The sequence below is a fragment of the Lysobacterales bacterium genome (assembly GCA_016721845.1).
GTDB lineage: Bacteria > Pseudomonadota > Gammaproteobacteria > Xanthomonadales > Ahniellaceae > JADKHK01.
This window is the reverse complement of record JADKHK010000013.1, coordinates 1,847,379-1,873,942: the sequence shown is the minus strand read 5'-3', so window position 1 is coordinate 1,873,942 and position 26,564 is coordinate 1,847,379. Positions and strand designations below refer to the sequence as shown.

Annotated in this window: 23 protein-coding genes; 16 read left to right on the top strand and 7 right to left on the bottom strand. The window is 65.3% G+C overall.

Annotation, left to right across the window (positions count from 1 at the left end; genetic code table 11):
* Nucleotide 1: 1 nt before the first annotated feature.
* Nucleotides 2-3,106: a hypothetical protein gene (locus IPP28_15975; protein ID MBL0042494.1), complete on the bottom strand. Its 3,105-nt coding sequence runs from the start codon at nucleotides 3,104-3,106 to the stop codon at nucleotides 2-4.
* Nucleotides 3,107-3,135: 29 nt separating this feature from the next.
* Nucleotides 3,136-4,566 carry a hypothetical protein gene (locus IPP28_15970; GenBank protein MBL0042493.1) on the bottom strand — a complete coding sequence of 477 codons (1,431 nt, stop codon included), beginning with the start codon at nucleotides 4,564-4,566 and terminating at the stop codon, nucleotides 3,136-3,138.
* A gap of 206 nt (nucleotides 4,567-4,772) precedes the next feature.
* Between IPP28_15970 and IPP28_15965 the strand changes: the two genes are divergently transcribed.
* From IPP28_15965 to IPP28_15955, 3 genes are all read left to right on the top strand, one after another.
* Nucleotides 4,773-5,117: a hypothetical protein gene (locus IPP28_15965; protein ID MBL0042492.1), complete on the top strand. Its 345-nt coding sequence runs from the start codon at nucleotides 4,773-4,775 to the stop codon at nucleotides 5,115-5,117.
* A 221-nt stretch (nucleotides 5,118-5,338) separates the two neighbouring features.
* Nucleotides 5,339-6,298, top strand: coding sequence for a hypothetical protein (locus IPP28_15960; GenBank protein MBL0042491.1), 960 nt, complete (start codon nucleotides 5,339-5,341; stop codon nucleotides 6,296-6,298).
* Nucleotides 6,299-6,527: 229 nt separating this feature from the next.
* Nucleotides 6,528-10,841: a hypothetical protein gene (locus tag IPP28_15955; protein ID MBL0042490.1), complete on the top strand. Its 4,314-nt coding sequence runs from the start codon at nucleotides 6,528-6,530 to the stop codon at nucleotides 10,839-10,841.
* Nucleotides 10,842-10,907: 66 nt separating this feature from the next.
* Here IPP28_15955 and IPP28_15950 read toward each other — a convergent pair whose 3' ends face one another.
* Nucleotides 10,908-12,506 (bottom strand): electron transfer flavoprotein-ubiquinone oxidoreductase, encoded by a 1,599-nt coding sequence (locus IPP28_15950; protein MBL0042489.1) that lies wholly within the window; start codon nucleotides 12,504-12,506, stop codon nucleotides 10,908-10,910.
* Between the two features lie 83 nt (nucleotides 12,507-12,589).
* On the opposite strand from IPP28_15950, the gene IPP28_15945 reads away from it, so the two are divergent.
* The 5 genes from IPP28_15945 to IPP28_15925 are packed head-to-tail and all read left to right on the top strand — an operon-like array spanning nucleotide 12,590 to nucleotide 17,027.
* Nucleotides 12,590-14,491, top strand: coding sequence for an asparagine synthase (locus IPP28_15945; GenBank protein MBL0042488.1), 1,902 nt, complete (start codon nucleotides 12,590-12,592; stop codon nucleotides 14,489-14,491).
* On the top strand, nucleotides 14,461-14,580 hold the full coding sequence (locus IPP28_15940; GenBank protein MBL0042487.1) for a hypothetical protein: 120 nt from the start codon (nucleotides 14,461-14,463) through the stop codon (nucleotides 14,578-14,580). Before IPP28_15945 ends, IPP28_15940 begins: the two co-directional genes overlap by 31 nt.
* Before the next feature lie 23 nt (nucleotides 14,581-14,603).
* Nucleotides 14,604-15,479, top strand: coding sequence for a hypothetical protein (locus IPP28_15935; protein MBL0042486.1), 876 nt, complete (start codon nucleotides 14,604-14,606; stop codon nucleotides 15,477-15,479).
* Between the two features lie 37 nt (nucleotides 15,480-15,516).
* Entirely contained in the window at nucleotides 15,517-15,798 is a 282-nt protein-coding gene (locus tag IPP28_15930; protein ID MBL0042485.1) for a PqqD family protein, read from the top strand.
* Nucleotides 15,795-17,027, top strand: coding sequence for a threonine/serine exporter family protein (locus tag IPP28_15925; protein MBL0042484.1), 1,233 nt, complete (start codon nucleotides 15,795-15,797; stop codon nucleotides 17,025-17,027). The genes IPP28_15930 and IPP28_15925 overlap by 4 nt, the downstream gene beginning before the upstream one ends.
* A 67-nt stretch (nucleotides 17,028-17,094) precedes the next feature.
* Here IPP28_15925 and IPP28_15920 read toward each other — a convergent pair whose 3' ends face one another.
* On the bottom strand, nucleotides 17,095-17,421 hold the full coding sequence (locus IPP28_15920) for an H-NS histone family protein (GenBank protein ID MBL0042483.1): 327 nt from the start codon (nucleotides 17,419-17,421) through the stop codon (nucleotides 17,095-17,097).
* 217 nt (nucleotides 17,422-17,638) lie between these two features.
* Here IPP28_15920 and IPP28_15915 point away from each other — a divergent pair, with 217 nt between their 5' ends.
* Entirely contained in the window at nucleotides 17,639-18,595 is a 957-nt protein-coding gene (locus tag IPP28_15915) for a hypothetical protein (GenBank protein MBL0042482.1), read from the top strand.
* A 35-nt stretch (nucleotides 18,596-18,630) separates the two neighbouring features.
* Here the strand turns inward: IPP28_15915 and IPP28_15910 are convergent, their stop codons facing one another.
* From IPP28_15910 to IPP28_15900, 3 genes are read right to left on the bottom strand one after another with little or no spacing between them, the layout of a single operon-like run.
* Nucleotides 18,631-20,325 (bottom strand): proline--tRNA ligase, encoded by a 1,695-nt coding sequence (locus IPP28_15910; protein ID MBL0042481.1) that lies wholly within the window; start codon nucleotides 20,323-20,325, stop codon nucleotides 18,631-18,633.
* Between the two features lie 40 nt (nucleotides 20,326-20,365).
* Nucleotides 20,366-20,689 (bottom strand): DUF4124 domain-containing protein, encoded by a 324-nt coding sequence (locus IPP28_15905; protein MBL0042480.1) that lies wholly within the window; start codon nucleotides 20,687-20,689, stop codon nucleotides 20,366-20,368.
* A 3-nt stretch (nucleotides 20,690-20,692) separates the two neighbouring features.
* Nucleotides 20,693-21,109, bottom strand: coding sequence for a DUF4124 domain-containing protein (locus IPP28_15900; GenBank protein ID MBL0042479.1), 417 nt, complete (start codon nucleotides 21,107-21,109; stop codon nucleotides 20,693-20,695).
* Between the two features lie 65 nt (nucleotides 21,110-21,174).
* Between IPP28_15900 and IPP28_15895 the strand changes: the two genes are divergently transcribed.
* The 7 genes from IPP28_15895 to IPP28_15865 are packed head-to-tail and all read left to right on the top strand — an operon-like array spanning nucleotide 21,175 to nucleotide 26,563.
* Nucleotides 21,175-21,942 carry a phosphatidylcholine/phosphatidylserine synthase gene (locus IPP28_15895; protein ID MBL0042478.1) on the top strand — a complete coding sequence of 256 codons (768 nt, stop codon included), beginning with the start codon at nucleotides 21,175-21,177 and terminating at the stop codon, nucleotides 21,940-21,942.
* Nucleotides 21,943-21,945: 3 nt separating this feature from the next.
* Nucleotides 21,946-23,205 (top strand): SpoIIE family protein phosphatase, encoded by a 1,260-nt coding sequence (locus IPP28_15890; protein ID MBL0042477.1) that lies wholly within the window; start codon nucleotides 21,946-21,948, stop codon nucleotides 23,203-23,205.
* Nucleotides 23,202-23,630 carry an ATP-binding protein gene (locus tag IPP28_15885; GenBank protein MBL0042476.1) on the top strand — a complete coding sequence of 143 codons (429 nt, stop codon included), beginning with the start codon at nucleotides 23,202-23,204 and terminating at the stop codon, nucleotides 23,628-23,630. Before IPP28_15890 ends, IPP28_15885 begins: the two co-directional genes overlap by 4 nt.
* A complete protein-coding gene (locus IPP28_15880; GenBank protein MBL0042475.1) occupies nucleotides 23,630-23,962 on the top strand; it encodes an STAS domain-containing protein in 333 nt (110 codons plus the stop codon). The genes IPP28_15885 and IPP28_15880 overlap by 1 nt, the downstream gene beginning before the upstream one ends.
* Nucleotides 23,962-24,759 carry an ABC transporter permease gene (locus IPP28_15875; protein ID MBL0042474.1) on the top strand — a complete coding sequence of 266 codons (798 nt, stop codon included), beginning with the start codon at nucleotides 23,962-23,964 and terminating at the stop codon, nucleotides 24,757-24,759. The genes IPP28_15880 and IPP28_15875 overlap by 1 nt, the downstream gene beginning before the upstream one ends.
* Nucleotides 24,756-25,559, top strand: a complete 804-nt coding sequence (locus tag IPP28_15870; GenBank protein ID MBL0042473.1) for an ABC transporter ATP-binding protein — start codon at nucleotides 24,756-24,758, stop codon at nucleotides 25,557-25,559. The genes IPP28_15875 and IPP28_15870 overlap by 4 nt, the downstream gene beginning before the upstream one ends.
* On the top strand, nucleotides 25,556-26,563 hold the full coding sequence (locus tag IPP28_15865) for a magnesium transporter (GenBank protein MBL0042472.1): 1,008 nt from the start codon (nucleotides 25,556-25,558) through the stop codon (nucleotides 26,561-26,563). The genes IPP28_15870 and IPP28_15865 overlap by 4 nt, the downstream gene beginning before the upstream one ends.
* Nucleotide 26,564 lies beyond the last annotated feature (1 nt).

Below are 26,564 nucleotides of genomic sequence, written 5' to 3'. Positions count from 1 at the left end.
TTCAGTGGTCGCAGGTGGCGGGGCCGGAGTCGGGACTGTTCTCCATGCTGTCCCGGAACAGGCGATCGTCGTAACAGGCAGGTCCGCCGACGAAAAGAATAGAGTCGTTCAGGGGGCGATAACTGCCGAACTGATTGGCGTCCAGCGTCAGGCGCCAGGTGGCGGGGCTGCCCGGAAGTCGCTGGGCGCGGCTCGAGAAGTCACTCCAGCGCAGACTGTCGTCATCGCCTGGTGAGAGCGGCCCGAAGAAGCGGAAACTCCATCCGTACTCCGAGCCGAAGGCCGCGTTGTGGAACTTGATGTCCACGATCACGCGGCTGCAGTTCAGAACTTCGAATCGCGCAACATCGCGCGGATACTTGAAGTAGTAGGTGCTGCCAGCCACAAAGTCGCGGCCGAATTGCGATGCTGGCTGCGCTTGCACGTCCACGGCCTGCTGGCAGCCACCGGGTTCGGACGGTGTCGACAGTGCCGTCTGGATATCGCTGGTGAAGAATCCACCGGCACCTTCGGGCTGACGAATCACGATGACGGTCGAGCCGACGTCGCGTTGCACGGCATCGGCCTGGTTGTCGCCGTTGCCATCGCCACCATTGGGGGCATTGTTTTCGGTGCCATCGGGGATGCCGTCGCCGTCCGCATCCGGTACCTGCGTCAGGCTCCATACCCCGGTGTTCGTGCCGGCGTGAATGACGTTGAAGTTGAACGGATCGACGGCGAGAGACAGGGCGGCATCGGCGGGCAAGCCGACGCTGATCGAGCGCCATGTCGCGCCACCATTCTCACTTTTGTAGATGGCGCCGGGATTGGCAGGTGTTCCGCTGCCCGACGCATAGAGCGTGTTGCCGCTGAGATCGGAAGCGTCCACGGCAATGGCGCGGATATCGGCGTTGCCGCTGAGACCTTCGCCCGACTCCGTCCAGGTGGCACCGCCATTCACGGTCTTGTAGATCGTGCCGGAATTGGGCACAGCGAAATCGACCGTCGTCGCCCACAACACCTGATCGTTCGTCGGATGCATCGCCATCGACAGCACATCGTGCACGACGTTGGTCTTGCCCAGTTGTTTTGGCAAGCCGGTGCTTGTCTGGCTCCACGTTGCCCCGCCATCGGTACTCTTGAAGACGCCGGTGATCGGGTCAAGTGATGTTGGCAGCAGTCCGTTGGTGCCGATGTAGCTTCCCACGTACAAGGTGTTGCCATTTTGCGGGCTGATGACGACCGGTAACAGGGATGCAAGTTGACGTTCTGGCGTTGGCTGGGCGGTGCATGGGGGATTCGTGCCCGTGGTACTGACCGGACAAGCCGACCCGGTCCACCGTTCCGGAAGCCCGTTGCCGGCAGTGTCGAGCGCCGCCCACGTTGATCCCGCGTTATTCGTCACGATGATCTTGTGGCTGTATATGCCACGCGAATGTTTGATGTTTGGTGTCACGCTGGTGTCCACGGTCACGACCGTCGGATTGCGGAAGCCGTCGGCTGTGGCCAAGAGCCGTTGCAGTGGTCCACTGTTGCATGGCCCGCTCGGAGGCGGCGACGTGCACGAGCGCAAGTCGATCGCGATGGCGCGCACGGTGCCGAGGTCGCTGTAGTCGTTTGGCACGACACCGAACCGCGGCAGCCCACCATCGATCACCGACCAGTTCAGGCCGCCATTGGTGCTTTTGTAAAGACCGGCATTGCGATAGCGATAGGTTGGGAAGCCCGCCACCGAGGATCGGCCCGATGCATAGATCGTGGCGCTATTGATCGCGGGTGGTGGCGACGCGGACCCGACTCCCGCGGTCGTGGGGTCGAAGGTGATGGCGCGAATCTGGCTGGCCCGCAATCCGCTGTTGAGCACGCTCCAGTTGTTGCCGGTATCGACGGAGCGGAACATGGCTGGAGACGAGTAGAACGAGTCGCCGAAACCGGCAAACAAGTATTTGCCTGCACCGCCTGGGCCGATCGTCAATGCGTTCGGATGCACGGCCAGGGCGCGGATGTTGCTGGCTCGCATACCGACGTGGCTGCTGGCCCAGGTCGTTCCGCCATCGATGCTCCGGAACAATCCATCCCCCTGCGTAGACAGCCAGATCGCGGTGCCCGGCGCCGGGAACCCGGGGCTGAAATTGAACATGAAAGGCTGGACGATCGCCGCCTTGCCGGACAGGTCGGTGTAGGTGGGATTCGAAGTCAATCCCGAAGTGATGACAGTGGCCGTGGCTCCGCTGTCGTTCGAGACCTGCGGCCCAACCGACAAGGTTTCGTCCGAGAAGAACACGGTTGCGGACAGCGACGGATGGGCGAGGACCTGCATGGCTTCACGTGTGGTCGCCGTCCAGGTGGATCCGGAGTCGACGCTCTTGTGCAGCATTCCGTCGATCGACGCGTACACCGTGCGGTTCGGAAAAGTTCCGGCACCGAAGCTGATGTCATAGCTGTAGCTTGCATTGGGACCGACGGCCGACCAGGTCGTGCCTCCGTCGAGGCTGCGATACAGCACCGGCGAGGACCCGGTGTCGGTGTACTCGACGCCGGCCAGCAATCGGTTCGGGCTGCCCGATTCGATGGCAATGCCGTAGAAGCGGGCATTCGGTAGTCCGGTCCCCGCAGTTGCAAAGGTTGCACCACTGTCGATCGTCTTGAGCAGCAGGGGGGAAGTCGGCGGCGTAATCACCCCGTTCGAAAGCGTCAGAAAGAATCGGCCGGTCGAGCCGGGTTCGTCAGTCGCTTGCCAGGGGTAATGTCCGGCCGGAATCACGAAGCCGGTCGGAATCCAGGACTGACCGTAGTCGGTACTGCGATAGAGGCGATTGCCGAAGTCGAACACGTACAGGTGGCCGGGAGCTTCGGCGTCGATCACCATCGGGTTGTTGGTGACGTCGACCAGCCCGTCGTTCGAGGCATTCCAGGTAATGCCGCCGTCTTCGGAGCGGAAGAAGCCGCCGCGCGTGGTCGCATACATCGTCGTCGGCGTGTTGGGGTCGAAGCGGACTTCGTAGACGGTGCCGCCATCGGGTCCGTTGCTGGTCCAACTGCCGTTGCCTGCCCATGTGGTCGTGGTCGCGGCCAACAAGAAGCATGCCGTAATTCTTGCCAAAGTGGATCCGGTCATGACGGTCACCGTCCTGTCAGCTTTCTATCGAGAGGCGTTCATGGCGCACAACTTGCCATGAGCGTCGGGTTGCTTTCGAGTCCGTCAGCGAACAGGCGATCATCGATGCACGCAGGTGCGCCGACAAATCGGATGGCATCGTCTTCCGGCCGGTAGCTGCCCGGCTCACCTGCAGCAAGGGCTACGCGCCAGGTCGATGTGCCGATGCGAGTGACGCTTGGCAGCATATGCCAGCCGATGCTGCCCTGTTCTCCCGCTTCGGCCGGACCGAAATAACGGAAGCGCCAGCCCGGCGCCGAGAAGTCTTCGCCATGGTAGGTGATGTCGACCACCACGCTGGCACAGCTGGAGATATCGAACTGACGGGCCGGCAAGGGGTGCAGCAGCGTCTGGCCGGTGTCGGGATCGATGTCGATGGAGAGTTCGGTGGTTGCGATCGCCGAGACATCGACGGCTTGCGTACATGCCGACGCGCCGGGGCCGGTTCCCGAGACGATGGCACTCGTGATCGCCGCGCCACCTGTCGTATCGCGAATCACGATGACCGACGTGCCGACATCACGTTGCGCCGAATCCATCTGCCCGTCGCCATTGCCGTCACCGGGACCGACGATGCCGCCGGGCACGTCGGGAGCCTGGTCCTCGACGTCGTCGGGAATGCCGTCGCCATCCTGATCCGTGCGGCGGGTGATGCTGTAGACGCCGGTGTCGGTACCGGCATGCAGCTGGTTCGGATTGTTCGGATCGACCGCAACGGTGTAGGCCGATTCAGCGGGCAGTCCGATGCTGATCGAGAGCCACTGGATCGATTGCGTCCCGGAATTCCACAGGCCGCGATAAACCGCACCGGGGTTGGCGCCATTGCCGCCGGCCGCGGCGTACAGGATGTTGGGGTTCTGCGGGTCGAAGGCGAGGTCGCGCAGTTCCAGGCTGGCGTTGATGCCGTTCGCGAATTCGGCCCAGGTGGCGCCGGCGTCGTTGCTGCGCAGGACGGTCGACGTGCCCGAGGCATAGAGGTCGCGCATGGCGAGCCAGAGCACTTGCGGGTTGCCGGGATCGACCAGCAGGTCGACCACGTCGCGCGAGGCGTTCGGATAGACGGCGGCATTGATCTTCGCGGGCAAGCCGGTGACGCGGGACCAGGTCGCGCCGGCGTCGGTGCTCTTGAAGAGTCCGCTTTCGCGCGCGGTGTCGAGCGGAATGGCGTCGCCGCTGTCGAGGTCGTAGAACTCCGCTTCGGTGCCGACATAGATGCGCAGCGCGTTGGCGGGATCGACCGCGACGACGGTGGGCGTCACCCGTTGCAGGATCTCGTTGACCCGGAAATTGCTGCGCGGGAATCCCGGATTGACGCTCAAGTCGGTCCAAGTGGCGCCGCGGTCGTTGCTGCGAAGAACGCGATGGGTCTGGTCGGCGATCAACTGGTCGTCCGGCGCGCGTCCGTGGCCGACCGCGTAGACGCGCTGCAACGGCCCGTTCGCGGTGGTGCAGGGGGGACGCGCAGGAATTCGGGTCGAGCGCCAATGCGCGCAGCGGACCGAGATAACTGTTGGAGACCGGCAGATTGCCGTCGAGGGTGCCCCAGTTCGCGCCGCCGTCGTCGCTGCGGTAGAGCCCGAAATTGACGTAACCGGTGTTGCCGTTGGAGGCGGCGCGTCCGCCGGCGTAGATCGTGGTGGCCGCGACGCTGCCGGTGGTGGTCGGATCGATCGTCAGGGCCTCGATGTCGACGGCGCGCAGTCCGTTGTTGGCCGCGCTCCACGTGTTGCCGCCGTCGACGCTGGCGTGCAAGGCCGCCGATGCGATCGAGAAATTCGCCTGCCCGGCCCAGATGCGCTGGCTGACGCCGTTGCTCGTCGTCGCCGGATTCGGATGGACGGCCAGGGCGCGGATGGCGGCCGACGCCGGCGACGCAGCGACAGGCGACCAGAGGGTGCCGGTCGGGTTCAGCTTGAACATGCCGGCACCGGTCGTGGACGCGAACAACCGGGGCGAGGCGCCGCTGCTCCAGACCAGATGACGGGCGCCGGCCGATACCGGCACGCCGGTCGCGGTATAGCTGGCGTTCGGCGTCAGGCCGTCGAACACGGCGGTGGGCGTGTACAGCGAGGCGCCGTCGAAATCGATGCGGTAGACGCCTTCGGTGCTGGCGATCCAGGCGCGGTCGGCCGTTGTCGCATCGGCGGTGACCGATACGCCGGCGGCACCGACCAGGGTCCAGGTCGCGCCGCCGTTGTTGCTGTGGAACACGTCGTAGCTGCCGACCACCGTCCAGAGGTCGCCGTCGATGCCGAACGACAGGCGGTCGATGCTGCCGCTGGCGGACAGGCTGGTTGCCGTGAAGTTGGCGCCGCCGTCGGTGCTGACATAGAGCGGCTGGTTGCCCACGCCGCCGTCGACCAGGCCGACGAACACGCGCAGCGGGTTGGCCGGATCGAACGCGATCGACGTGACCGCGCGGTCCGCCGGCAGTCCGGTCCCGATCTGGAAGAAGTCGAGGCCGCAATTCGTGCTCTTGAACAGCATCGGTCCGCGGCCGCTGCCGCTGGTGCCCGTGCCGAGCAGCAGCACGCAGGCGATGCCGGCCTTGTCGGCGAATGCGGTGGGATGGACGTCGCTCGGCAGGCTCTCGGGCAGGATGGCCCAGGTCGACCCCGCATCGTCGCTGCGATAGATCCGCGACCAGGAATCGAAGGTGTAGAGCGTGGCCGGCTGCTCCGCATCGAGCATCAGCGGCAAGCCGTAAATCGTGTCGGCGACGATGCCATGGTCGGCGGCCGCCCAGGTGCCGCCGCCGTCGACGGAGCGAAACACGCCGCCGTTGGTGGTCGCGTAGGCCTTGGCCGGGTCGGTCGGGTCGAACACGATCTCGTGCACGCGCCCGCCGAGCGGTCCGGCCGTCGTCCATTGGGCATCACCGCCGAGGGCCGCCGTCGACAGGCCCAGTCCTGCAAGAACACACCAGAAACGCGCAAGCCGCATCGGTCGATCCCCAGTGATGACGGCGTCATGCTAGCGCCGTGCCGGCGTCGTGTCGTGAATTCGGGCCCGGGCCCGGATCGGACGCATCGCCGTTCGGCGGCGGACAACAATCGTGAAACTGCCGGCGATGGCGCATTCAGGCGGCCGCACGGTTCCCGGCGTCAAGGGCGTTTTCGCGGCCTTCACGTTCATTTCGTCTTGGATGGCGTGTGTGTCTGAGCGCAAGTGCTGGCGCGGATTGTGCTAAGTGGGTCACAGGTTCGGTCGTCTGCAATCGATGTGCGCGACGAACCGGCCGGCTGCGCTGCGCGTGTGCAGGCGGGCGCGTGATGCGGGCGCGGGGCGGCCTTGCGCAGAATCGCGCCGGGTTCCGCTACACTGACATCCAAATGGCAATTTGTTGACTTGCGTCACATTTCCCTGGGGGCGACATCGAATGGGCTCGAACATGAAACAACACTCCCGTCTCCCCGGTAGCGCCGGCCGTTGTCTCGCACTGTTGTCGCTGCTGCTGCCGATGGCCTCGATGGCGCAGGTGATCTACACCTACGATGCCGTGCCGACTTCCACCACGATCAATGACAACGCCTGCACCTCGGTCACCATCAACGTGCCCGACACCTTCAATGTCGGCAACGCGCACGTCGCCATCGGAGTCGATGTAACGCATACCTATCGTGGTGATCTGAGGCTGGAAGTCGATCCGCCGGAAGCCGGCGAAGCAAACAAGATTTTCTTGGATCGCATCACCGGTGACGCCAACGAAAACTTCCGCATCATGGTGTCCACCAATGACGACACCACGGCGTCGAGCAACGATGGCAGTAACGATTTGGCCGGACAGCCTGTTCGCTATCGCCGCCTAGTGCAGTACACCAACACGGGTGGTGGCGTTGGCCCATTCAACGACACCAACACCAATCACCCCGTCAACGGCAACTGGGTCATCTCGGTCTGCGATGCAGCGAACAGCGACGTGGGCACGTTCAATAGCGTGCGCTTGGTGCTGCGCAATCAGTCCGAAGTCGCGCCGGCGTCCTGCGGCACCAAGAGCACCTACGCCTGGAGCAGCAACGGCAACAACGTTGCGTTCAGCACCACCGGTGCGATCAACGGCATCACGATGACGCAGCCGTCCACGAGCGGGGAAGCCACGGGTGATACCAGCACCGGCTCAAACCCCAGTTTCCGCACCAGTACCGGTCAAACCGGGAATAGTACCGGCGGCTATTACCGGTTCTACATGAACCTTTCGACATCGGGTAATCCCGAGCCCAACGGCATGGAATGGGCGGTCTTCAACTTCGACGTGCCCGTGCATGGATTGAGCTTCTCGACGCTGGACACCGACTCGTCCTCAGCTCAGTTCGAGGACTACATGCGTGTCGAGGGCTTTGACGATACCGCCATGACCATTCAGGTGCCGCGTCAGTCGGTGCTCGCCAACAGTCAGTTGAGCTACGCAGGTGATTGGGTGGAAGGCGACAGTAATGTTGACGACAACAGCACCGATGGCAACGCCACTTGGACGTTCACCAAGCCGGTTCGGCGCGTGCGCGTCACCTATGCGCAGGGCGATCAGCCGAACAACAATTCCGGCAATCAGCTAGTCGGCATCGGTACTGTCAGCTTCTGCGGCTTCGATTTCGGCGATGCGCCGGACAGCTACGACACGAACTTCAACGACGGCGGTGCCCGTCATACGCTGGGCAACCGCAACGTGTACATGGGCACCATGCCTGATGGCGAAGGCGATGGTATCGGTGACACGAACGCCGACAGCGACGGCGCCGACGAAAACGGTTCGCTGACGCTGCCGACCTATGTGGGCGGAGGCGGCGGCAACCCGCATTACCAATGCACCTGGTCGGGCGGCACCTATTCGACCGCGCCCGGCGAATACTGCGTCACCGTGAACGTGACCAACAATTCCGGCACCGGCGCCCAGCTCGTCGGCTGGCTCGACATGAACGACGACGGCGACTTCCTCGACGCCAACGAACGCAGCCTGCCGCGTCTGGGCGGATTCACCACAGCACCTTCGGGCGACACCACCTTCACCACCGCCAACATTCCGAACGGCACGACGAACGTGACGCGTGTGCTGGTGTGGTCCGGCCTGCCCGGTGCCAACCTGAACAGCGACACCTACCTGCGCCTGCGCATCACCACCGACAGCTCCTTCATGAGCGACTCGTCACCGTCGCCCGTCGGCCTCGCCAGCGACGGCGAAGTGGAAGACCATCGCATTCCGGCCAATACCTTGCCCGTCACGCTGTCGTGGGTGCGCTCGCGCATCGTCGAAGGCAAGCTCGACCTGCGCTTCGGCACCGCCAGCGAAATCGACAACATCGGCTTCACCGTGGAAGAACGCGGTGCCGATGGCCGCTTCGTGCCCGTGGCCGCGTCGTCGATGATCGCGAGCCAGCGCAACAACACCGCCGAAGCGAGCAGCTACGCCACGCAACTTGCGACGGTGCCTGCGACCGGCAAGTTCTACCTGGTCGATCATTCGAGCAGCGGCGCGCGCGCCGTACACGGCCCGTTTGAAGTGGGCGCGAACTTCGGCATCGACAGTTCCGCCGAACGCTTCCGCTGGGACGACACCGCGAATGCCATCGCCCAACTCAAGGCGCTGGCACGCAGCACGGCCTCGTCGAACGCCGGCAAGCTCTGGGTCGAACAGGCCGGCTTCCATCGTGTGACGGCCACGCAGCTTGCAGCGGCCGGCGTGCACCTTGAAGGCGTGCCGGTCGAACGGATCGCCGTCACCTTCCGTGGCCAAGGCGTGCCGCGCCGCATCGTTCCGGACAGCGGCAACTTCGGCGCGAACTCGTACATCGACTTCCTCGCCGGCACGCACGAATCGCTTTACACCAAGGCGTTCCCGTACCTGGTGCGCGGCGACGCGATCGGCGTCGTCGCCATCGACCGCAACAACTGGGTGGCCGATACCGAAACCTCGGCCTGGTACTGGGCGGAATCGCGCTACGCGCCGGACAACAAGTACAACCATTCCTCGCCGACGGGCGACCCGTGGCATGCCGACGAACTGCTCGCCTACGCGAACCAGCCAGTGAGCCGTTCGGTGTCGCTGCCGGTATCGGCGGTCGCGACCGATGTCGGCGACATCGCCGAACTGCAAGCCGACCTGATCGGTCTGACCAACTTCGACGGCGGCGAAGCCGATCACCATGCGCTGCTGCAAATCGACGGCCAGACCGTGGCCGACGAGCGCTTCGACGGCAGCGTTGGGCACAGCGTGCGCCTGCGTCTGCCGCTGTTCGGTGCCGGCCAGCTCGACGTCGGCGTGGTGCTGCCGGGCGACACCGGCTTCGAGTTCGACATGGCCTACATCGACCGCATCAACCTGCGCTATCCGCGCCTGCCGGTCGCGGACGGCGAGCGTCTGTTCATCGACGCACTGCAAAGCGGCCATGCGTTCTTCGTCGAAGGCGCGGGCGACGGCGACATCCTGCACAGCTTCCTGTCCGGCTTTGAAGGCCCGGACAGCGTGGCCGGATTCCGCGTCGATGGACTGGCCGACGGCGAAATCGTCGCCTATGTCGGTCGCGGCGACGACTGGCAGTGGATCGCCCATTCCGTGCAGGCCACGGGCGGTACGGCCCTGCTGCCGTCCGACACCGGTTCCTCGTACTGGGTGTCGAACGTGTCGGGCCTGCGCGCGCCGCAGATCGAACCGCTGGAATCGGCTGCGCCGCTGATTGCCGGTCAGGCCGACTACCTGATCATCAGCCCGACGCTGTTCCTCGACGAACTGCAACCACTGGTCGGCTTGCAGCAGTCGCGCGGGCTGAACGTGCGCGTGGTTGACCTGCAACAGATCTACGACCAGTTCAACGACTCGGTGCCGGAAGCGGCGGCGATCCAGCGCTTCCTCGATGCGGCGGTGCCGGCCATGGGCGTCGAGTACGTGCTGCTGGTCGGCGGCGACACCTACGACTACAAGAACAACCTCGGCACCGGTTCGATCTCGCTGGTCCCGACGCAGTACACGAAGCTTGGCGATGTCATCACCTTCGCGCCGGTCGATGCGTTCTATGCCGATGCCGATCGCGATGGTGCGCCGGAGTTCGCGCTGGGTCGTTTGCCGGTGCGTTCCATCGCCGAATTGCAGGCGCTGACGGCGAAGCTCGTGGCGGTGAACGGCAGCGTGCCGGATCGCAAGCTGATGCTGGTGGCACAGGCGGCGGACGGCGAGGAAGACTTCGCCGGCATCAGCGATGCCTTCGCCGCGCAGTTGCCGAATACCTGGGCAACCAGCCGTGCCTATGCCGACGATCTGGGCACGGCCGGTGCGCGCTCTGCGCTGCTGGGCGCGCTGAACGGCAACGTGCAGATGGTGAGCTACGTCGGCCACTCGGCGGCCTTGCAGTGGGGTTCCAATGCGATCCTGAGCGCGACCGATATCGCTTCCACCACCGGTACGCCGGTCGATCTGGTCGTGCAGTGGGGTTGCTGGAACAGCTACTTCGTGTCGCCGAACGCGAACTCGCTGGCGCACAAGTTCCTGAACACGGCGGGCCACGGCGCGGCCGGCGTCATCGGCGTGAGCAGCCTCACCGAACTGTCCGCACATGAAGCGCTCGGTTCGGCGCTGTATCCGGAACTGTCGGTCGGCACGCGCATCGGCGACGCCCTGCGCCTGGCGAAGATGCAGTTGGCGACCGAAGGCACGACGCACGCCGACATCCTGAACGCGGCCACCCTGCTCGGCGACCCGGCACAACCGGTTCGCTGAGTCCGGCGCAACAAACAGAAAGGCCGCGTCGGCAACGGCGCGGCCTTTTGCTTGCTTCGTCGTCGATCAGAGATTCTGGTAGTTCGGCCCCGCGCCGCCTTCCGGCGTCACCCAGGTGATGATCTGGTAGGGGTCCTTGATGTCGCAGGTCTTGCAGTGCACGCAGTTCGCGGCATTGATCTGCAGGCGCTTTCCGGCCTCGTCCTGAACCATCTCGTAGACGCCGGCCGGGCAGAACTTCGTGCACGGATTGCCGAATTCTTCCGCGCACTTCGTGATGCAGACATTGGTATCGGCGACGTGCAGGTGGACGGGCTGGTCCTCGTCGTGCTCGGTGGCGGCGAAGTAGACCGAGGCCAGGCGATCGCGCGGCGGCAGAGAACGATCAACCCAGTGCCGGTCGATGTCGCCGATTTCGTTGACGCGCTTCAGTTGCGCGTGGTCGGCATGGTTGCGCAGCGTCCACGGCGAATGACCCGCGGTGACGGTCTCCCAGCCGGCATTGATCATGCCCATCCACAACCCGCCGTGGAAACCGGGCTTGATGTTGCGCACCTTCTTCAATTCGCTGACCACTGGCGACGCCCGCAGTGCGGCGTCGAAGCCGACCACGCTGTTGGTGCGCGCGATGTGTTCGGCGGCGATGATGCCGCCGCGCATGGCCTGATGGGTGCCCTTGATCTTCGGCACGTTCAGGGTGCCGGCGGTGTCGCCGATCAGGATCGCACCCGGCATCTCGACCTGGGGCAGCGACTGGAAGCCGCCCGCCGAGATCGCACGCGCGCCGCCCGAGAGGATCGTGCCGCCTTCCAGCATCGGGCGGATCAGCGGATGGTGCTTGAGCTGCTGGAACAGCTCGAACGGCATCAGCTTCGGGTCCTGGTAGTCGAGGCCGCAGACGTAGCCGATGGCGATGCGGTCCTGGTCCAGGTGATAGATGAAGCTGCCGCCGTAGGTGGCGTTGTCCGAGGGCCAGCCAAAGGTGTGGATGACGCGGCCCGGCGTTACTCGGCCCGCGGGCACCTGCCACAGTTCCTTCATTCCGACCGAGTAGGTCTGCGGGTCGCAGTACTTGTCGAGTTCGTAGCGCTTGATCAGCTGCTTGCTGATGTGGCCGCGCACGCCCTCGGCGAACACGGTGATCGGCGCGTGGATGTCGATGCCTTGCGTGTAGCTCGGCTTGTGCGATCCGTCCTTGGCCACGCCCATGTCGCCGATGCGTACGCCGCAGACTGCGCCCTTGTCGTCGAACACCGGCTCGCTGGCCGCGAAGCCGGGGAAGATCTCCACGCCCAGCGCTTCCGCCTGCGGCGCCAGCCACGCACACAACGCGCCGAGCGAGACGATGACGTTGCCGTGGTTGTTCATCTGCGGCGGCAGCGGCAGCTTCCACTGCTTCTTCTGGCCGAGCAGATAGAACTCGTCCGAGGCCACGTCGACGCAGATCGGCGGCGGCGACTTGCGCCAGTCCGGCAGCAATTGGTCGAGCGGGCCGGTTTCGATCACCGCGCCCGAGAGGATATGGGCGCCGACGGTCGATGCCTTCTCGATCACGCAGACGCTGGTTTCGGGTTTCAGCTGCTTCAGCCGGATCGCGAACGCGAGCCCGGCCGGACCGGCGCCGACGACGCAGACGTCGTATTGCATAATTTCGCGTTCGCTCATGGCACCGTCCTGTTCCGCAAAGGTCGGCATTATCCCGGTCGGAACGGTCGCGGGGCAATGAAGCACGCCGCTATGCTCGGACCATGACTGCCGTGCTTGGCGTCGTCGCGTTGGCCGGCGTGGCGACCGTGTCCGATGAGGCCATGGCTGCGGGTATCCGTTCGCTCGGCGGTTTCGCACCGTTCGGTGCGGACGAGTTGCGGATACCTGCCGCGCGATGGTGGGTGGCGCGGTCGTTTCATGGCACCGGTGTCGCCGAATGGCGTGGATGCGTGCTGGCACTGGATGGCCGCCTGCGTGATGGTGCCGCGTTTCGTCGGCGTCACCGTATCGACGACGGCTGCGGCGATGCCGAAGCCCTCCTGCGCGCCTACGCCGATCGCGACGTGCATCTGTTCGACGACCTCGACGCCGACCTCGCGCTGGTGCTGCTCGATCCGGCACGGCGTCGCGTCGTGCTGTACCGCGACCCGCTCGGCGAGCGCGGCCTGCGTTACGTGCGCGAGGGCGACCGCCTGTTCGTGTCGAGCCGCGGCAGTGCGCTGCTGGCGCTGCGCGGCGAACGCCTGCAACCGGACGACACGGCGATGGCGCATTTCTTCGCCCTGCGCGCGCCGCCGGACGACGTGGCGTGGATGCACGGCGTGCGCGAATTGCCGGCCGGCGGCCTGCTGATCATCGACGATGGTCGCGAGCGGCAAACGCGCATTGTGCCCGCGCTGCCGTCGTCGCCGTTGCGCTTTCGCAGCGACGACGCGGCGGCAGACGCCTGGCGCGATACGGTTGCGCAGGCAGTGGCCCGTGCCGGTGCCGACGCCGCGACATCGGCGCTGATGCTGAGCGGCGGCATCGACTCCACCTTGCTCGCCTCCTGTCTCGATCCGGCGCGTTCGCTGGCGGTGAGCTGGGCGGTGCCGCATCTGCCCGATTGCGACGAATCGGCCTTGGCCGCCGCGACGGCTGCACAACTGCGGTTGCGTCATGTGCGCGCGCCGGACGGAAGCCACGAACCGCTCTCCGATCTGCCGAGCTGGCCGATGGAAGACGAGGCACCGCTGGCGAATCCGTATCGTCGCCTCAATCAGGCGCTGTTCGCCGCGGCACGTGCCGAAGGCGCCACGGTGCTGCTGTCGGGCAATTTCGGCGATCACATCTATGCCGATGGCCGCGACTGGCCGGCCTCGTTCGTGCGCGAACGCGGCATGCTTGCCTTCGTCGCCGAGTTGGTTGTCCAGACGGCCCGTCAGCGGTTCGCGCTGCGGCATGACCCGGGCGTGCGCGGCCTGCTGTCGTGGCTGCGCCCGAGTCGCACATGGGTGCCGGACTGGTTGACGGATACCGCAAGGGACCGCTTGCCGGACACCGCCGAACGGCGCGGCTGGCCGCGGCGGGTCGAGGAAGCCTTCGGACGCGCCAGCGCGCAGGACGCCGAACTGGCGCGCCGCTACGCGAACGCGCATGGTCTGGAACTGCGTTTTCCGTATCGCGACCCGGCGCTGTTGGCGTTCGTTCTCGGTCTGCCTGCGCACTATTCGGATTCGGCGCGCGGGCCGAAATGGTTGAGTCGGCAGGTGTTGTCCGGGCGCGTGCCGGAGTCGGTTCGCCTGCGCCCCAAGCTCTGCAGCCTGACGCCGCTGTTCCAGTGGGGTGCTCGATCGTCATCGCGCCGAGGTCGAACGCCTGCTGCTGGATGCCGATGCGCGATGGCCGCGCTACATCGATCGCGATGCGTTGATGCGGGCACTCGCAAGCCCCGAATCGGACGCGCAATTGCTGCCGATCTGGCTGGCGATCTCGTTCGAGCTGTGGTGGCGGGCGCATTGGGCAGCAGGGCCGGCCGTGTTAGCATCCCGCCAGCTTTCTTCCGAAAACAGGTAGTGCCATGCCCGGTCATGTCGAACACATCGTTGAACCTGCGGATACCGATGCGCGTGCGAGCTATGTCGCTCCCGAGTTGCGCGATCTGGGCGATGTGCGTGACCTGACGCTCGGCGCATCACCGGGAACCGGCGATTCGGGCGGTTCGGGTACGCATCGGGCAATGAACCGTCCGGGACAGGGGCAGCGCACCTGATATCCATCGGGTTGGGGGATGGGGTGTGCGCACGGACTGACCTCGTCCTTGCCGTCGCCGGGCAAATCGAAGCGTGTTACGACACCCGTATCGCCGGTGTGCGCGTGTTTTGCAGCGAAGCGATTGACGGATTCGGGCGGGCTGATGAATCGGCCGTCGTCGCGGCAGCGGATGCGCCGACGAGTTGGCAGGACGAGCTGACGACGCAAGGCTTTCTCGTCGGCGAATTGCGGCGTGTCGATGTCCGATCGTCGGGGCGACGGCGACGACTGGTGTTCTCCGGTCTGGGCGGTCTGGAGGTCGATGCCGATCGGCGCGTGGTTGTCGTCGATGCCGATGTGCCGTCCGCCGCACGTCCGGAAGTGATGCTCGGACCCGGACTGCTGCTGCTGCTGGCGATGGACGGCGTGCTCGCATTGCATGCTTCGGCGATTGCCCATGGCGGACGCACGATCCTGTTCTGCGGTGTTTCCGGCAGCGGCAAGTCTAGCATTGCGCGCCTGGCGGCGGCTTGCGGTGCGGAAACGCTGGTGGACGACATCGCGCCCTGCCGGATCGCGCCGACGCCGCAGTTGCTGCCGCGCTTTCCGCAACTGAAGTGGGCACAGCCGCTGTCGGGCGCCGATCGCGCCATCGGCATCGATCAAATCGTGTTCGTCGAGCGCGGTACCGCCGCCTTGGGTGTGCAGCCATTGTCTGCGGCCGAGACGCGTTTGCGGCTGATCCGGCACTCGGTGGCGGCGCGCCTGTTTCCGCGTGCGCTGCTGCGCTGGCATCTCGATGCCGTCACCGCATTCACGCGCGGCGTTCCGGCGCTGCGCATGTCGTGGCCGGAGTGTGCGGAAGCGGCGATTCCCGGGCAGGTTGCGGCCGCGCTGGCCAGATTGTCGGCGTGGTGACTTGCGGCGGGCATCGGCTTCAGGGACAGTCGCGCCGATGAATCGCCACACCACTTACCTGCTCGCGCCGCATGTGCTGGCCCAGTTCGACCTGGACGAGGCGGTCCTGCTCGACGAGGCACTCGGTCGCTACTTCGCCGCCAATCCGGTCGCCAGCCTGATTCTTCGCGCATGCCGGAACGGTGCCCGCCGTGACGAGCTGCTGGCCGACGTGGTCGCGACGCATCGCGTCGAAGCGGATCGGGCCGGTGCGGACCTCGATCGCTTTCTCGCCGATCTGGTCGCGCGGGGCCTGTTGCGGACCTCGGTCGCGACATGAGTCCCGACGAGTTCGACGCGCGCGTCCGCTTCGTGGCGGAACTGGCGCGACGGCTGCATCAGTACGGCACGTCGGCGCCGCGTCTGGAGCGCGCCATCGACGGCGTGAGTGCGCGCCTCGGCCTGCTGCCGACCAGCCTGTCAACGCCGACGTCGATCACGCTGTCCTTCGTCGATCCGGACGACGGCGAACTGGCCTTGCCGCGCAGGACGATGGTGATGCGCGTGAATCCGGGCGACGTGAATCTGCGCCGCCTGTGCGAAGTCGATGCCATTGCCGAGCGCGTGCTCGCGCAGCAGATCGGCATCACCGAGGGATTGGCGGAACTGCGCGCGCTGCGCACCGGCTTGTCGGTGAAGGGCGTGGGCTTGCAGGTGCTCAGCTTCGGCATCGCCGGCGCCACCGTCGCCGCCTTGCTCAAGGGCAGTTCGGCGGATGTGCTCGCGGCGGGCAGCATCGGCCTGCTGATCGGCCTGCTGGCCCTGGTGGCCGAACGTCGGTCGAATTTCGCGCCCTCGTTCGAGGCCGTTGCGGCGTTCCTCGCCATGTTTTTCGCGTCGCTGATCGCGTCGTCGTTGGTGCCGCTGAACGTGCGTTCGGTCCTGATCGCCTCGATCATCGTGCTGATGCCGGGGCTGACATTGACGACCGCCGTGACCGAACTCTCGACCCAGCATCTGGTCGCCGGCACGGTTCGACTGATGGGTGCGGCGGCGACGCTGTTGAAGTTGTCGCTGGGCACCATCGCCGCGGTCCAGCTGGCCCGCGCGTTTGGCTGGACGGCCTTGCCGTCCCAGGCACTGCCGGTGCCGGCGTGGGCGGAATGGGCTGCACTGGCGGCCGCGAGTTACTCGTTTGCCGTGTTGTTCCAGGCCTCGAAACGGGACTATCCGCTGGTCATGGCTTCCGCCTGGCTGGGGTATCTGGCCACGAAATACGCCAGCGCCTGGGCCGGCCCCGAATTCGGGGTTTTTCTCGGTGGTGTGGCGGTGGGCAGCGCGGCCAATGTCTACGCGCGCTGGCGTTCGCGTCCCGGCGCCTTGGTGCGGGTGCCCGGCATCATCCTGCTGGTGCCGGGTTCGGTGGGTTTTCGCAGTCTTTTCTTCGCGTTCGAGCGGGATGTTTATCTCAGCCTCGACACCGCATTTTCGCTGTTGGCGATTCTGATCGCGCTGGTCGCAGGTCTGCTGTTCGGCAATTTGCTGGTGCCGCCGCGCCGGTCGATTTGATTACAGCTGCCGGAAAACGAACAGGGCCGGCATGGCCGGCCCTGTTTCATGCAATGGAATTGCAGTATCAGCCGATCAGCAGGTCTTTTTCTTTTTTTCCTGCGGCCAGCGCATCGGCGAACCAGCGCGGACGCTTGCCGCGGCCGGCCCACGTCTGCAAGGGATCAGCCGGATTGCGGTATTTGGGCTTCACTTTGCTGCCCTTGACCTTGCCGCGGCCGCGCTTCGTGCCGAAGACCTGTTCGAACGTGAATCCTTCGTCCGACAACAGTTTGAGAATACGATCGCGCACTTTCTGGACGCCTTCGGTCGCGATTTCTTCCTTGCGCCGCTCGGCACGCACGATCAGGTCGTTGAGTTGCGTTTGAGACAGTTTCTTCAGGTCGATGGCCATGGTTTTCCCCGGGTAAGGTCGCGATCATCGCGAAAATCACGAAAATCGCAAGTGTGATGCCGATCACGTTCGTGCCGGCAGCCGCGGGCGTGACCAAGATTTACCCGGTCTTCCCGGCGTCCGTACGCCAAATCGGCGTTGGGAACTTGGCGTGAGCTTGACCGCGCGTACAATGTGCATCACAAAGGCAGCATCCAGATCAGGAATCGGAATCACCATGGGTCTTCTCGACGATCTTGAACAACAGGCGCAGCAAGAGCGCGACAGCAAGGAAGAGGTGCTGAAGCAGAAGCGCGAGTTCTTCAAGGGCACCACGTTGCCGGTGATGGAGAATCTGTACGACTATCTGACGCGCCTGACCAAGTCACTGAACTTCCTGAAGGCGCCGCGCCTGGGTCGCTACCAGATCACCGGCTACGGCGAAGTCGTGACCCGCTGCGACAACGACATGAATGTGCAGGCGCAGGTACCGATGTACGGCCGAACCTACACCTTGACCTGCACCGGCATCGTCGACGCCTCGCAGTCGCCGACGATCATGATCGAGGGAGCGAGCCGCATCGAGGCCATGATCGAGCTGTTCCGCCGCTACGGATTCGAAGCGATGGAGCGGGCCGAGAAGAACGAGAAAGGGGATTTGACCAAGGCCCATTTCCGAGCCTGGGGCAAGGTCCCGATGACGGCGGTATTCACGGCTGAAATGCAGTCCGACCTGCTGAAGATGGAGTTCACCAACTTCGATTCCTTCGGCACGCGCAAACAGACCGTGCGCATCTCGGAATTGAACGACGAGTTTTTCGATTCGATCGGCAAGTACATCGCACTGCAGCAGAATTACATCCTGCGCGAATCGATTTCCGACGAGAACCGCGAAGCCTGGCGCTCCAAGCTGCAGCAGGAACAGACGCGTCGCGAATGGGAACAGAAGATCTCCGAAGCGCAGAAGGCCGAGGAAGATCGACTGAAGAAGGCGCAGCAAGGCAATCGAATTACCGGCAGCTTCAAGGCCATTACCGGCGAATTTCCGAAACCTGCGACCGGTCAGCAAAAGGCGGTCACCGGGCAACAAGCCGCGGTGGCGACGCCGATTCCGCCTCAGGGTGGCAAGCCGTCGGATAGCCCGAGCGGCCTGTTCCAGAAGATCGGCAGCCTGTTCGGCAAGAAAGACAAGTAAGGGTTGGAATCGCGGCCTCCTGGCCGCGATGCTTTTCAGCCCAGCTTCGCCATCAGTCCCGCATGGTCGAGTTGCTCCGCCTCGGTCGCGCGACGCGAGCGATATTCGTACGTGCCGGCAGCCAGTCCGCGTTCGCTGACCACGACACGATGCGGAATGCCGATCAGTTCGATATCGGCGAACATGGCACCCGGGCGCAGGCCGCGATCATCCAGCAGGGTCTCGATGCCGCGCGTGTTCAGCTCGGCGTACAGCGCGTTCGCCGCTTCCGCGACCTTGGCATCGTTCTTCGGATTGATCACGCAGACGGCGACACGCCAAGGCGCCATCGGCTCTGGCCAGATCACGCCGTTGTCGTCGAAATTCTGTTCAATCGCGGCGGCGACGATGCGGCTGACGCCGATGCCGTAGCAGCCCATGTAGCAGACACGCGCTTTCTGCTGTTCATCGGCGACCGTGGCGCCCATGGCTTCGGCGTATTTCTGGCCGAGCTGGAACACGTGTCCGACTTCGATGCCGCGGGCGATGCGAATTTCGCCCTGGCCATCGGGCGACGGGTCACCTTCGACGACGTTGCGGATGTCGGCGACTTCCGGTTCGGGCAGGTCGCGGCCCCAGTTCACGCCGGCGATATGGAACCCGCGTTCGTTGGCGCCGACGACAAAGTCGGACATGGCGGCGACGCTGCGATCGGCGACCACGCGAATGGTCTTGCGCGGTGCAATCGGGCCGAGGAAGCCCGGTTCTGAACCGAGGTGGTCGAGAATCTCCGCTTCGGTCGCGAGGCGGTAGTCGCCCAGGCCGGCCAGTTTCGCGAGTTTGATCTCGTTGACGACATGATCGCCGCGCACCAGGGCCAGCACGAAGGCGTTGTCGGCGGTCATGATCGCGACCGACTTGACCGTGCGCGTGAGTGCGATGCCCATCAAGGCGGCGACGTCGTCGCAGGTCTTCTGCGTCGGCGTGTCGATCTTGCGCATCGATTCCGTGGCGGCGGCGCGCGGCGCGGGTGCCAGCGCTTCGGCCATTTCGACATTGGCGGCGTAATCCGAGCCGGTCGAAAAGGCGATCGCGTCTTCGCCGGAATCGGCGAGCACGTGGAATTCATGCGACGCACTGCCCCCGATCGCGCCGGTGTCGGCGTTCACGGCGCGGAATTTCAGTCCGAGGCGGGTGAAGATGCGCGCATACGTGGCATACATGTTGTCGTATTCGCGCGCCATGCATTCCGGCGTCATGTGGAACGAGTACGCGTCCTTCATCAGGAATTCGCGCGCGCGCATCACGCCGAAGCGCGGGCGGATCTCGTCGCGGAACTTGGTCTGGATCTGGTAGAAATTGATCGGCAACTGCTTGTAGCTGCGCAATTCGTTGCGTGCGAAGTCGGTGATCACTTCCTCGTGCGTCGGGCCGTAGCAATACTCGGCCTCCTTGCGGTCCTTGATCTTCAGCAGCTGGCCGCCGAACTTCGCCCAGCGACCGGTCTCTTCCCACAGCTCCTTGGGCTGGATCGACGGCATCAGCATTTCCAGCGCGCCGGCGGCGTTCATTTCCTCGCGCACGACCTGTTCGACCTTGCGCAGCACGCGCAGGCCGAGCGGCGTCCATGTGTACAGGCCGACGGCGAGCTTGCGGATCATGCCGGCGCGCAACATCAGCCGGTGGCTGACGATGTCGGCGTCGGCGGGCGTTTCCTTGGTCGTGCTGAGATGGAACTGCGAAAGGCGCATCGGACGGACTCGAATGAGGCAGAGCCCCCGATTCTAGCCGCTAGTGCGCAGGTGGCGGGCTCGGTTCAACCAGGCCGCTGTCCGGCACCACGGTGGGCACCGAATTGACATTCGGGGTGCCGGTAATGCGCTCGAACGGGCGATCGGCGGGCGGCTGGTCGGTGTAGTTCCAGACGCCGCCGTCGTCCTGCCATTTGTACAGGACGGGTGCCCGGTCATCCTGGCCGGGGTCGGACGCCGCAGGGAACTGGGCCGGCGCGCTGGTCTGATCCGGCTGCGGGCTGCGTTGGTACCAGGCATACCCGCCGCCGATCGCGAGTGCGACCAGCACGCCGCCGATCACGTGGCGCGTCTCCAGTTCCATCGATCAATTGCCGCAGTATTTCTCGACTTGGCGGCGCGTGGCCGAGACCTCGGCCATCTGTTCGTCCTCGGACAGGATCTCTTCCTTGCCGTCGCCGTCAGTGTCTTTCTGGACCTGGGTGTTGTTCAGCAGGATGGCGAGGTTGTCGCGGGCGCGCTTGCAGTTGGCCGAGTCGCTGCCGCTGGTCATTGCCTTGCTGGCCGCGGCTTTCTCGGCGGCCGCCTTGTCAGCCAGTTCGGCTTCCGTCGGCGTGGCGCCCTTCGCGCGCACGTCCAGCGCCTTGGCGTCCACCTCCTTGGGCGGCGTCTTGCTGTAATGCCAGGTGCCTTGGTCATCCTGCCATTTGTAGAACTTCTCGGCGTGGACCGGTGCGACCAGCAACATCGTGGCGAAAAGGCTGACTGCGAGCTGCGCTTTCATCGACTGATCTCCTTCGATCGGCGAATGGTAACGCGAACCAAGGCCGGCTTCGCTAAACTGACGGCATGAGCGAATCCCCGATCGTACCCGCGCGTCACCCCGGCATTTACCTGCTGCCGAACCTGTTCACGACCGCCGGCATGATGGGCGGCTTTTTCGCGATCATCTCGGCCTTCAACGGCCGTTACACCGAAGCGGCGATCGCGGTCTTCATCGCCGGGTTGCTGGACGGCGTCGACGGTCGCGTCGCCCGCATGACCAATACCCAGAGCGACTTCGGCGTGCAGTACGACTCGCTGGCCGATCTCGTCAGCTTCGGCGTGGCGCCGGCGATGGTGATGTACGCATGGGCCTTGTCCACACTGAAAGGCTACGGCCCGGTAATGGGCAAGGTCGGCTGGGCCGCAGCGTTCGTCTACACGGCCTGCGCCGCGATGCGCCTGGCCCGTTTCAACACCCAGGTCGGGGTGATCGACAAGCGCTACTTCCAGGGGTTGGCGAGTCCGGCGTCGGCCGCGCTGATGATGTCTTTCGTCTGGACCATGAACGACCATGCCATCTCCGGCTCCAGCGTCGCCTTCGTGGCGCTCGGCGTGACCGTGGTCGCCGCGATCCTGATGGTGTCGCGTCTGCGCTACTGGAGCTTCAAGACCAAGCCCGAATCGGAGCGAGTGCCCTTCATCTGGATCCCGTTGGCGCTCGGCATCATCGTGCTGCTGGTGATCGATCCGCCGCGCGTGCTGCTCGGCATCGCGGTGGTGTATGTCGCGCATGGCCCGCTGCTGACGCTTTGGGGCATGCGCAAGCGGCGCGAGCGTCCTGCGGCGCCTTGATGCATGAACGCGCCGCCGATCCTTGAACGCAGCTCGGGTCGGCGCGGCAACGATACGGCGCTGGCCCTGGTGGCCGACTTGGCACAGGCGCTGGCGTCGTCGCTGGATTTGAATGCCGCGCTGAATCTGGCCTTGTCGCGCATCGTCGGCGTGCTCGGCGCGCAGGGCGGTGCGGTGTTCCTGATTGATGCCGCCAGCAACGAACTGGTCTGCCACGCCTGCGCGGGTCCGGTCGATATCCATGGAGTGCGCATTCCCGCCGATCGCGGCATCGTCGGGCGTGCCTTCAGCACCGGGCAATGTCAGATCGTGCGCGATGCGTTGTCCGATCCGGATTTCACCGGTGCGATCGATCGCATCACCGGCGTACGCACCTTGTCGATGCTCGGCGCACCGCTGATGACCGCGCAGGGCCCGATCGGCGTGTTGCAGGTGATCAACAAGCGCGATGGTGCGCTGTTCGACGAATCCGACCGCGATCTGTTGCGGGCGCTCGCGGCACCGGCCGCGCTCGCCGCCAGCAATGCGGCACTCACCCGCAGCCTGATCGAGCACGATCGCATTCGTCGCGAATTGCAGCTGGCGCGGCGAATGCAGCGTTCATTGCTGCCGATGCGCCGCCGCGGCGGCTTTCCGGTGCTCGCGATCAATCGCCCGGCGCGCGAGATCTCCGGCGACTTCTACGACTTCTTCGACCTGCCCGATGGACGCATCGGTTTCGCTGTCGGTGATGTCGCCGGCAAGGGCCTTGATGCCGCATTCCTGATGGTGCGTTGCGCGAGCCTGCTGCGATTCGCCGGCAAGGAAGGGCTGTCGCCATCGGTCTGGCTGGCGCGCGCGAATGACGACCTGTGCGAGACCGTGGCCGGAGGTACCTTCGTCTGCGCAGCCGTAGGTTACTTCGACCCGACGACGCGGACCGCGATCTGGGCGAATGCCGGGTTTCCGCCGGTATTGCTGCACGGTCGCGGCGGCAGCGAATTGTTTCGTGCCGAAGGTCCGCCGCTCGGCATCGTGCCCGGCATGGAATTTCCGTCGCAACAGGCGCAGCTCGATGACCGGAGCTTGTACCTGTTTTCGGACGGCGTGACCGATGCACGTGATGCGCGGCGACAGATTCTCGGCGTCGATGGTGTCGTCGATCTGGTTGCGCGCCATGCGCAATGGCGTCCGGAAACACGGCTGCGGCGCATTGTCGGCGAACTGCGCCGACGCCAGCTCGGCGACGACACGACCTTGCTGATGATCGAGGCCGCCGCATGAGCGCGCCGCCGCTGCTGCGCGTCGAGTTTCCGGCGCGCGCCGAATCGCTGGCCGAGGTCCGCGCTGCGGTGAATCGCACCCTGCTGGCGCTGGCCGTCGATGCACGCGTTCTCGCGCGCATCGTGCTGGCGATCGACGAGGCTTGCGCGAACATCATCCGCCACGCCTACCGAGGCTGCAGCGAAGGCCGCATCGAGTTGCGGATCGAACGCCATCGCGGTCGCCTGCGCTTCCGTTTGCGCGATCATGCGCCGGCGGTCGATCCCGGGTGCCTGAAACCGCGCGACTTGAGTGTCTGCCGACCGGGCGGGCTCGGCATCAACATCATCGATGAAACCATGGACTACTGGCGGCTGCGACCGCTGAAGCGCCGTTGCGGCAATGTGCTGACGATGGTGCGACGACTGCAGGCGAGGAATGCATGATGGAAAAGGGATGTGAACTTGGACGCGACGGTGACTGGGCAATCCTGCGCGTCTGGGGCGAGGTCGACCTGTCGTGGTCGCAGGACGTGCGCAAGCAGGTGCTCGACGCCTACGCCCGGGTGAAGTCGCTGGCGGTGCAGCTCGACGGGGTCAGCTACATCGATTCGTCGGGCATCGCCGCATTGGTCGAGGGCTTTCAGCACGCGCGTGCGAAGGGCGGCCGCTTTGCCCTGCTGGCGCCAAGTGAATCGGTGCGGGCCGTTCTCGAGCTGGCGCGCCTTGATCGCGTGTTCCCGATCTTCGTCGACCTTGCGGCCGCACGCGCGGCATGATGAACACCGCGCTGCGATTGCTGAACCGGCTCGGGCGTCGCACCGTGACAGCGGTCGATGCGGTCGGCTATGCAGCGGGGCTGCTGGGCGAGTCGCTCGCCTTCGTGGTTGCCGGTCGGCGTCGCGGCCAACCGGTCCGGCTGGCGGCCGTGGTCGAACAGATGCGCCAGGTCGGAGCCGACGCGATCCCGATCGTGCTGCTGCTGTCGTTCACCGTCGGGCTGATGCTGGCGATCCAGTTCATCGCGACCCTGAGCGAATTCGGCGCGCAGTCGCAGGTTGTGCTGGCGGTCGCGAAATCGGTGACGCGCGAATTCGGCGTGCTGATCACCGGCATCCTCGTGGCCGGACGTTCCGGCTCCGCATTCGCGGCGCGCATCGGTTCGATGTCGGTGTCGCAGGAAGTCGATGCGCTGGGCGTGATGGGCATCGATCCGGTGCGCTACCTGGTGGCGCCGGCATTGATCGCGATGCTGCTGATGCTGCCGGTACTGACCCTCCTCAGCGACTTTGCCGCGATCCTCGGCGCCGCGCTGTATTCGGCGCCGATGCTCGACATGAGCGTGCAGACCTACCTGGCCCAGACGCTGGCGCAACTGACGCCGCGTGATGTCTACGAAGGCCTGTCGAAAAGTGTCGTGTTCGCGCTGTTGATCACGGTGATCGGCGTTGCCACCGGGTTCTCGGTGACCGGCGGCGCCGAGGGCGTGGGCCGTGCGACCACGCGCGCGGTGGTCATGTCGATCACCGCCATCGTCATCGCCGACATGGTCTTCAGCTTCTTCCTGAACCGATGAACGACCCTGGCGCACCGCTGATCGATGTCGTCGGGCTGGAAGCCTTCTACGGGCGTCGGCGCATCCTGCACGGCATCGACTTCAGCGTGAAGCGCGGCGAGATCCGCGTGATCATGGGCGGCTCCGGTTCGGGCAAGTCGACCTTGCTGCGGCACATCATCGGTTTGCAGCGCCCGGTGTCGGGGACGGTCAACATCCTCGGCGTCGATGTCGGTCGCGCCAGTGCGCAGGATCTACTGGCGGTGCGGCGCCGGCTCGGCGTTTCGTTTCAGGGCGGGGCGCTGATCACCTCGATGTCGGTGGGCGACAATGTCGCGCTGCCCTTGCGCGAACACACGCAACTGGACGAGACCACGGTGCGCATCATGTCGCGCCTGAAGCTCGAGTTCGTCAATCTCGGCGGATTCCACGACCTGATGCCCTCGCAGCTGTCGGGTGGCATGACCAAGCGCGCCGCCCTGGCGCGCGCGATCGTGATGGACCCGGAGCTGCTGTTCTTCGACGAGCCCAGCGCCGGGCTCGATCCGGTCGTGTCCGCCGAACTCGACGAGTTGATCCTGCGCCTGCGCGACGCCTTGCGCATGACCATCGTCGTGGTCACGCACGAACTCGAATCGGCGTTCCGCATCGCCGACCGCATCACCGTGCTCGATCAGGGCGACGTGCTGGTCACCGGCACGGTCGCGGAAGTGCATGCCAGCGAGAACGAACGCATCCAGGACCTGTTGAACCGCCGGCCGCGCACGGTCGAGGTCGATGTCGACGAGTATCTGCGGCGCCTGACCGAGGAAGACGCATGAGTCCCGATCCGCGCGTGCTGGCCATCGGCCGCGATGCCGCGTTCGAATCGGCTGCGTCGCTGGCCACCGATGATGTGCCGCTGGCCTATCCCGACGACACCATCGCGGTCCTGCGGGCGCGTCTCGCGGCGCGACGTTACACCTGCGTGTCCGATATTCCGGTGGTCTCGCGCGAAGGTGGCGCGCTGGTCGGGCTGGTGCAGATCGAGGACGCCGTCAGTGCCGCGGACGACACCCTGATCGCGGCCGTCATGGACGCCGATCCGCCGCGTATCGCACACGGCGTCGATCGCGAGCAGGTGACCTGGAAGGCCGTGCAGCATCGCGAGTCGGCCTTGGTCGTGGTCGACGACGATGGTCGTTACCTCGGCCTGATTCCGCCGCATCGTCTGCTCGAGACCCTGCTCGCCGAACACGATGAAGATCTCTCGCGTCTGGGCGGCTTCATGAAGAGCGCGGAGCAGGCACGCCACGCCACCGAGGAAGCCTTGCCGCAGCGCTTGTGGCATCGGCTGCCGTGGCTGCTCATCGGACTGGCGGGCGCATTCGTGGCCGCGGGCATCATGGGACGATACGAGGACACGCTGGGCCGGATGCTGGTGTTGTCGGCTTTCGTGCCCGGCATCGTCTATTTCGCCGATGCCTTGAGCACGCAAACCGAAACCGTGATCGTGCGCGGCTTGTCGATCGGCATCGATGTCCGGGGCATGCTGATGCGCGAGGCGACTACCGGTGCGTTGATCGGCCTGGCGGCCGCCTGCACGGTGTATCCGCTGGTGCGCATCGGTTGGCATGACGCGACGCTGGCAATGATCGTCTCCCTGTCGCTGTTCTCGGCCTGCGTCGTCGCCACCGGCGTCGCGCTGATCCTGCCGGTCACGCTCGCGCGCTTCCGAATCGATCCTGCCTTCGCGTCCGGCCCGCTCGCCACCGTCATCCAGGACCTGCTGTCCCTGCTGATCTACTTCGCGATCGCGACGGCGATGTTGCCGTCGCGACCATAGC

Coding starts and splice junctions, on each gene's coding strand:
- IPP28_15955 (MBL0042490.1), top strand. CDS start 6,528: ATGAAACAACACTCCCGTCTCCCCGGTAGCGCCGGCCGTTGTCTCGCA.
- IPP28_15950 (MBL0042489.1), bottom strand. CDS start 12,506: ATGAGCGAACGCGAAATTATGCAATACGACGTCTGCGTCGTCGGCGCC.
- IPP28_15945 (MBL0042488.1), top strand. CDS start 12,590: ATGACTGCCGTGCTTGGCGTCGTCGCGTTGGCCGGCGTGGCGACCGTG.
- IPP28_15930 (MBL0042485.1), top strand. CDS start 15,517: ATGAATCGCCACACCACTTACCTGCTCGCGCCGCATGTGCTGGCCCAG.
- IPP28_15925 (MBL0042484.1), top strand. CDS start 15,795: ATGAGTCCCGACGAGTTCGACGCGCGCGTCCGCTTCGTGGCGGAACTG.
- IPP28_15920 (MBL0042483.1), bottom strand. CDS start 17,421: ATGGCCATCGACCTGAAGAAACTGTCTCAAACGCAACTCAACGACCTG.
- IPP28_15915 (MBL0042482.1), top strand. CDS start 17,639: ATGGGTCTTCTCGACGATCTTGAACAACAGGCGCAGCAAGAGCGCGAC.
- IPP28_15910 (MBL0042481.1), bottom strand. CDS start 20,325: ATGCGCCTTTCGCAGTTCCATCTCAGCACGACCAAGGAAACGCCCGCC.
- IPP28_15905 (MBL0042480.1), bottom strand. CDS start 20,689: ATGGAACTGGAGACGCGCCACGTGATCGGCGGCGTGCTGGTCGCACTC.
- IPP28_15900 (MBL0042479.1), bottom strand. CDS start 21,109: ATGAAAGCGCAGCTCGCAGTCAGCCTTTTCGCCACGATGTTGCTGGTC.
- IPP28_15895 (MBL0042478.1), top strand. CDS start 21,175: ATGAGCGAATCCCCGATCGTACCCGCGCGTCACCCCGGCATTTACCTG.
- IPP28_15890 (MBL0042477.1), top strand. CDS start 21,946: ATGAACGCGCCGCCGATCCTTGAACGCAGCTCGGGTCGGCGCGGCAAC.
- IPP28_15885 (MBL0042476.1), top strand. CDS start 23,202: ATGAGCGCGCCGCCGCTGCTGCGCGTCGAGTTTCCGGCGCGCGCCGAA.
- IPP28_15880 (MBL0042475.1), top strand. CDS start 23,630: ATGGAAAAGGGATGTGAACTTGGACGCGACGGTGACTGGGCAATCCTG.
- IPP28_15875 (MBL0042474.1), top strand. CDS start 23,962: ATGAACACCGCGCTGCGATTGCTGAACCGGCTCGGGCGTCGCACCGTG.
- IPP28_15870 (MBL0042473.1), top strand. CDS start 24,756: ATGAACGACCCTGGCGCACCGCTGATCGATGTCGTCGGGCTGGAAGCC.
- IPP28_15865 (MBL0042472.1), top strand. CDS start 25,556: ATGAGTCCCGATCCGCGCGTGCTGGCCATCGGCCGCGATGCCGCGTTC.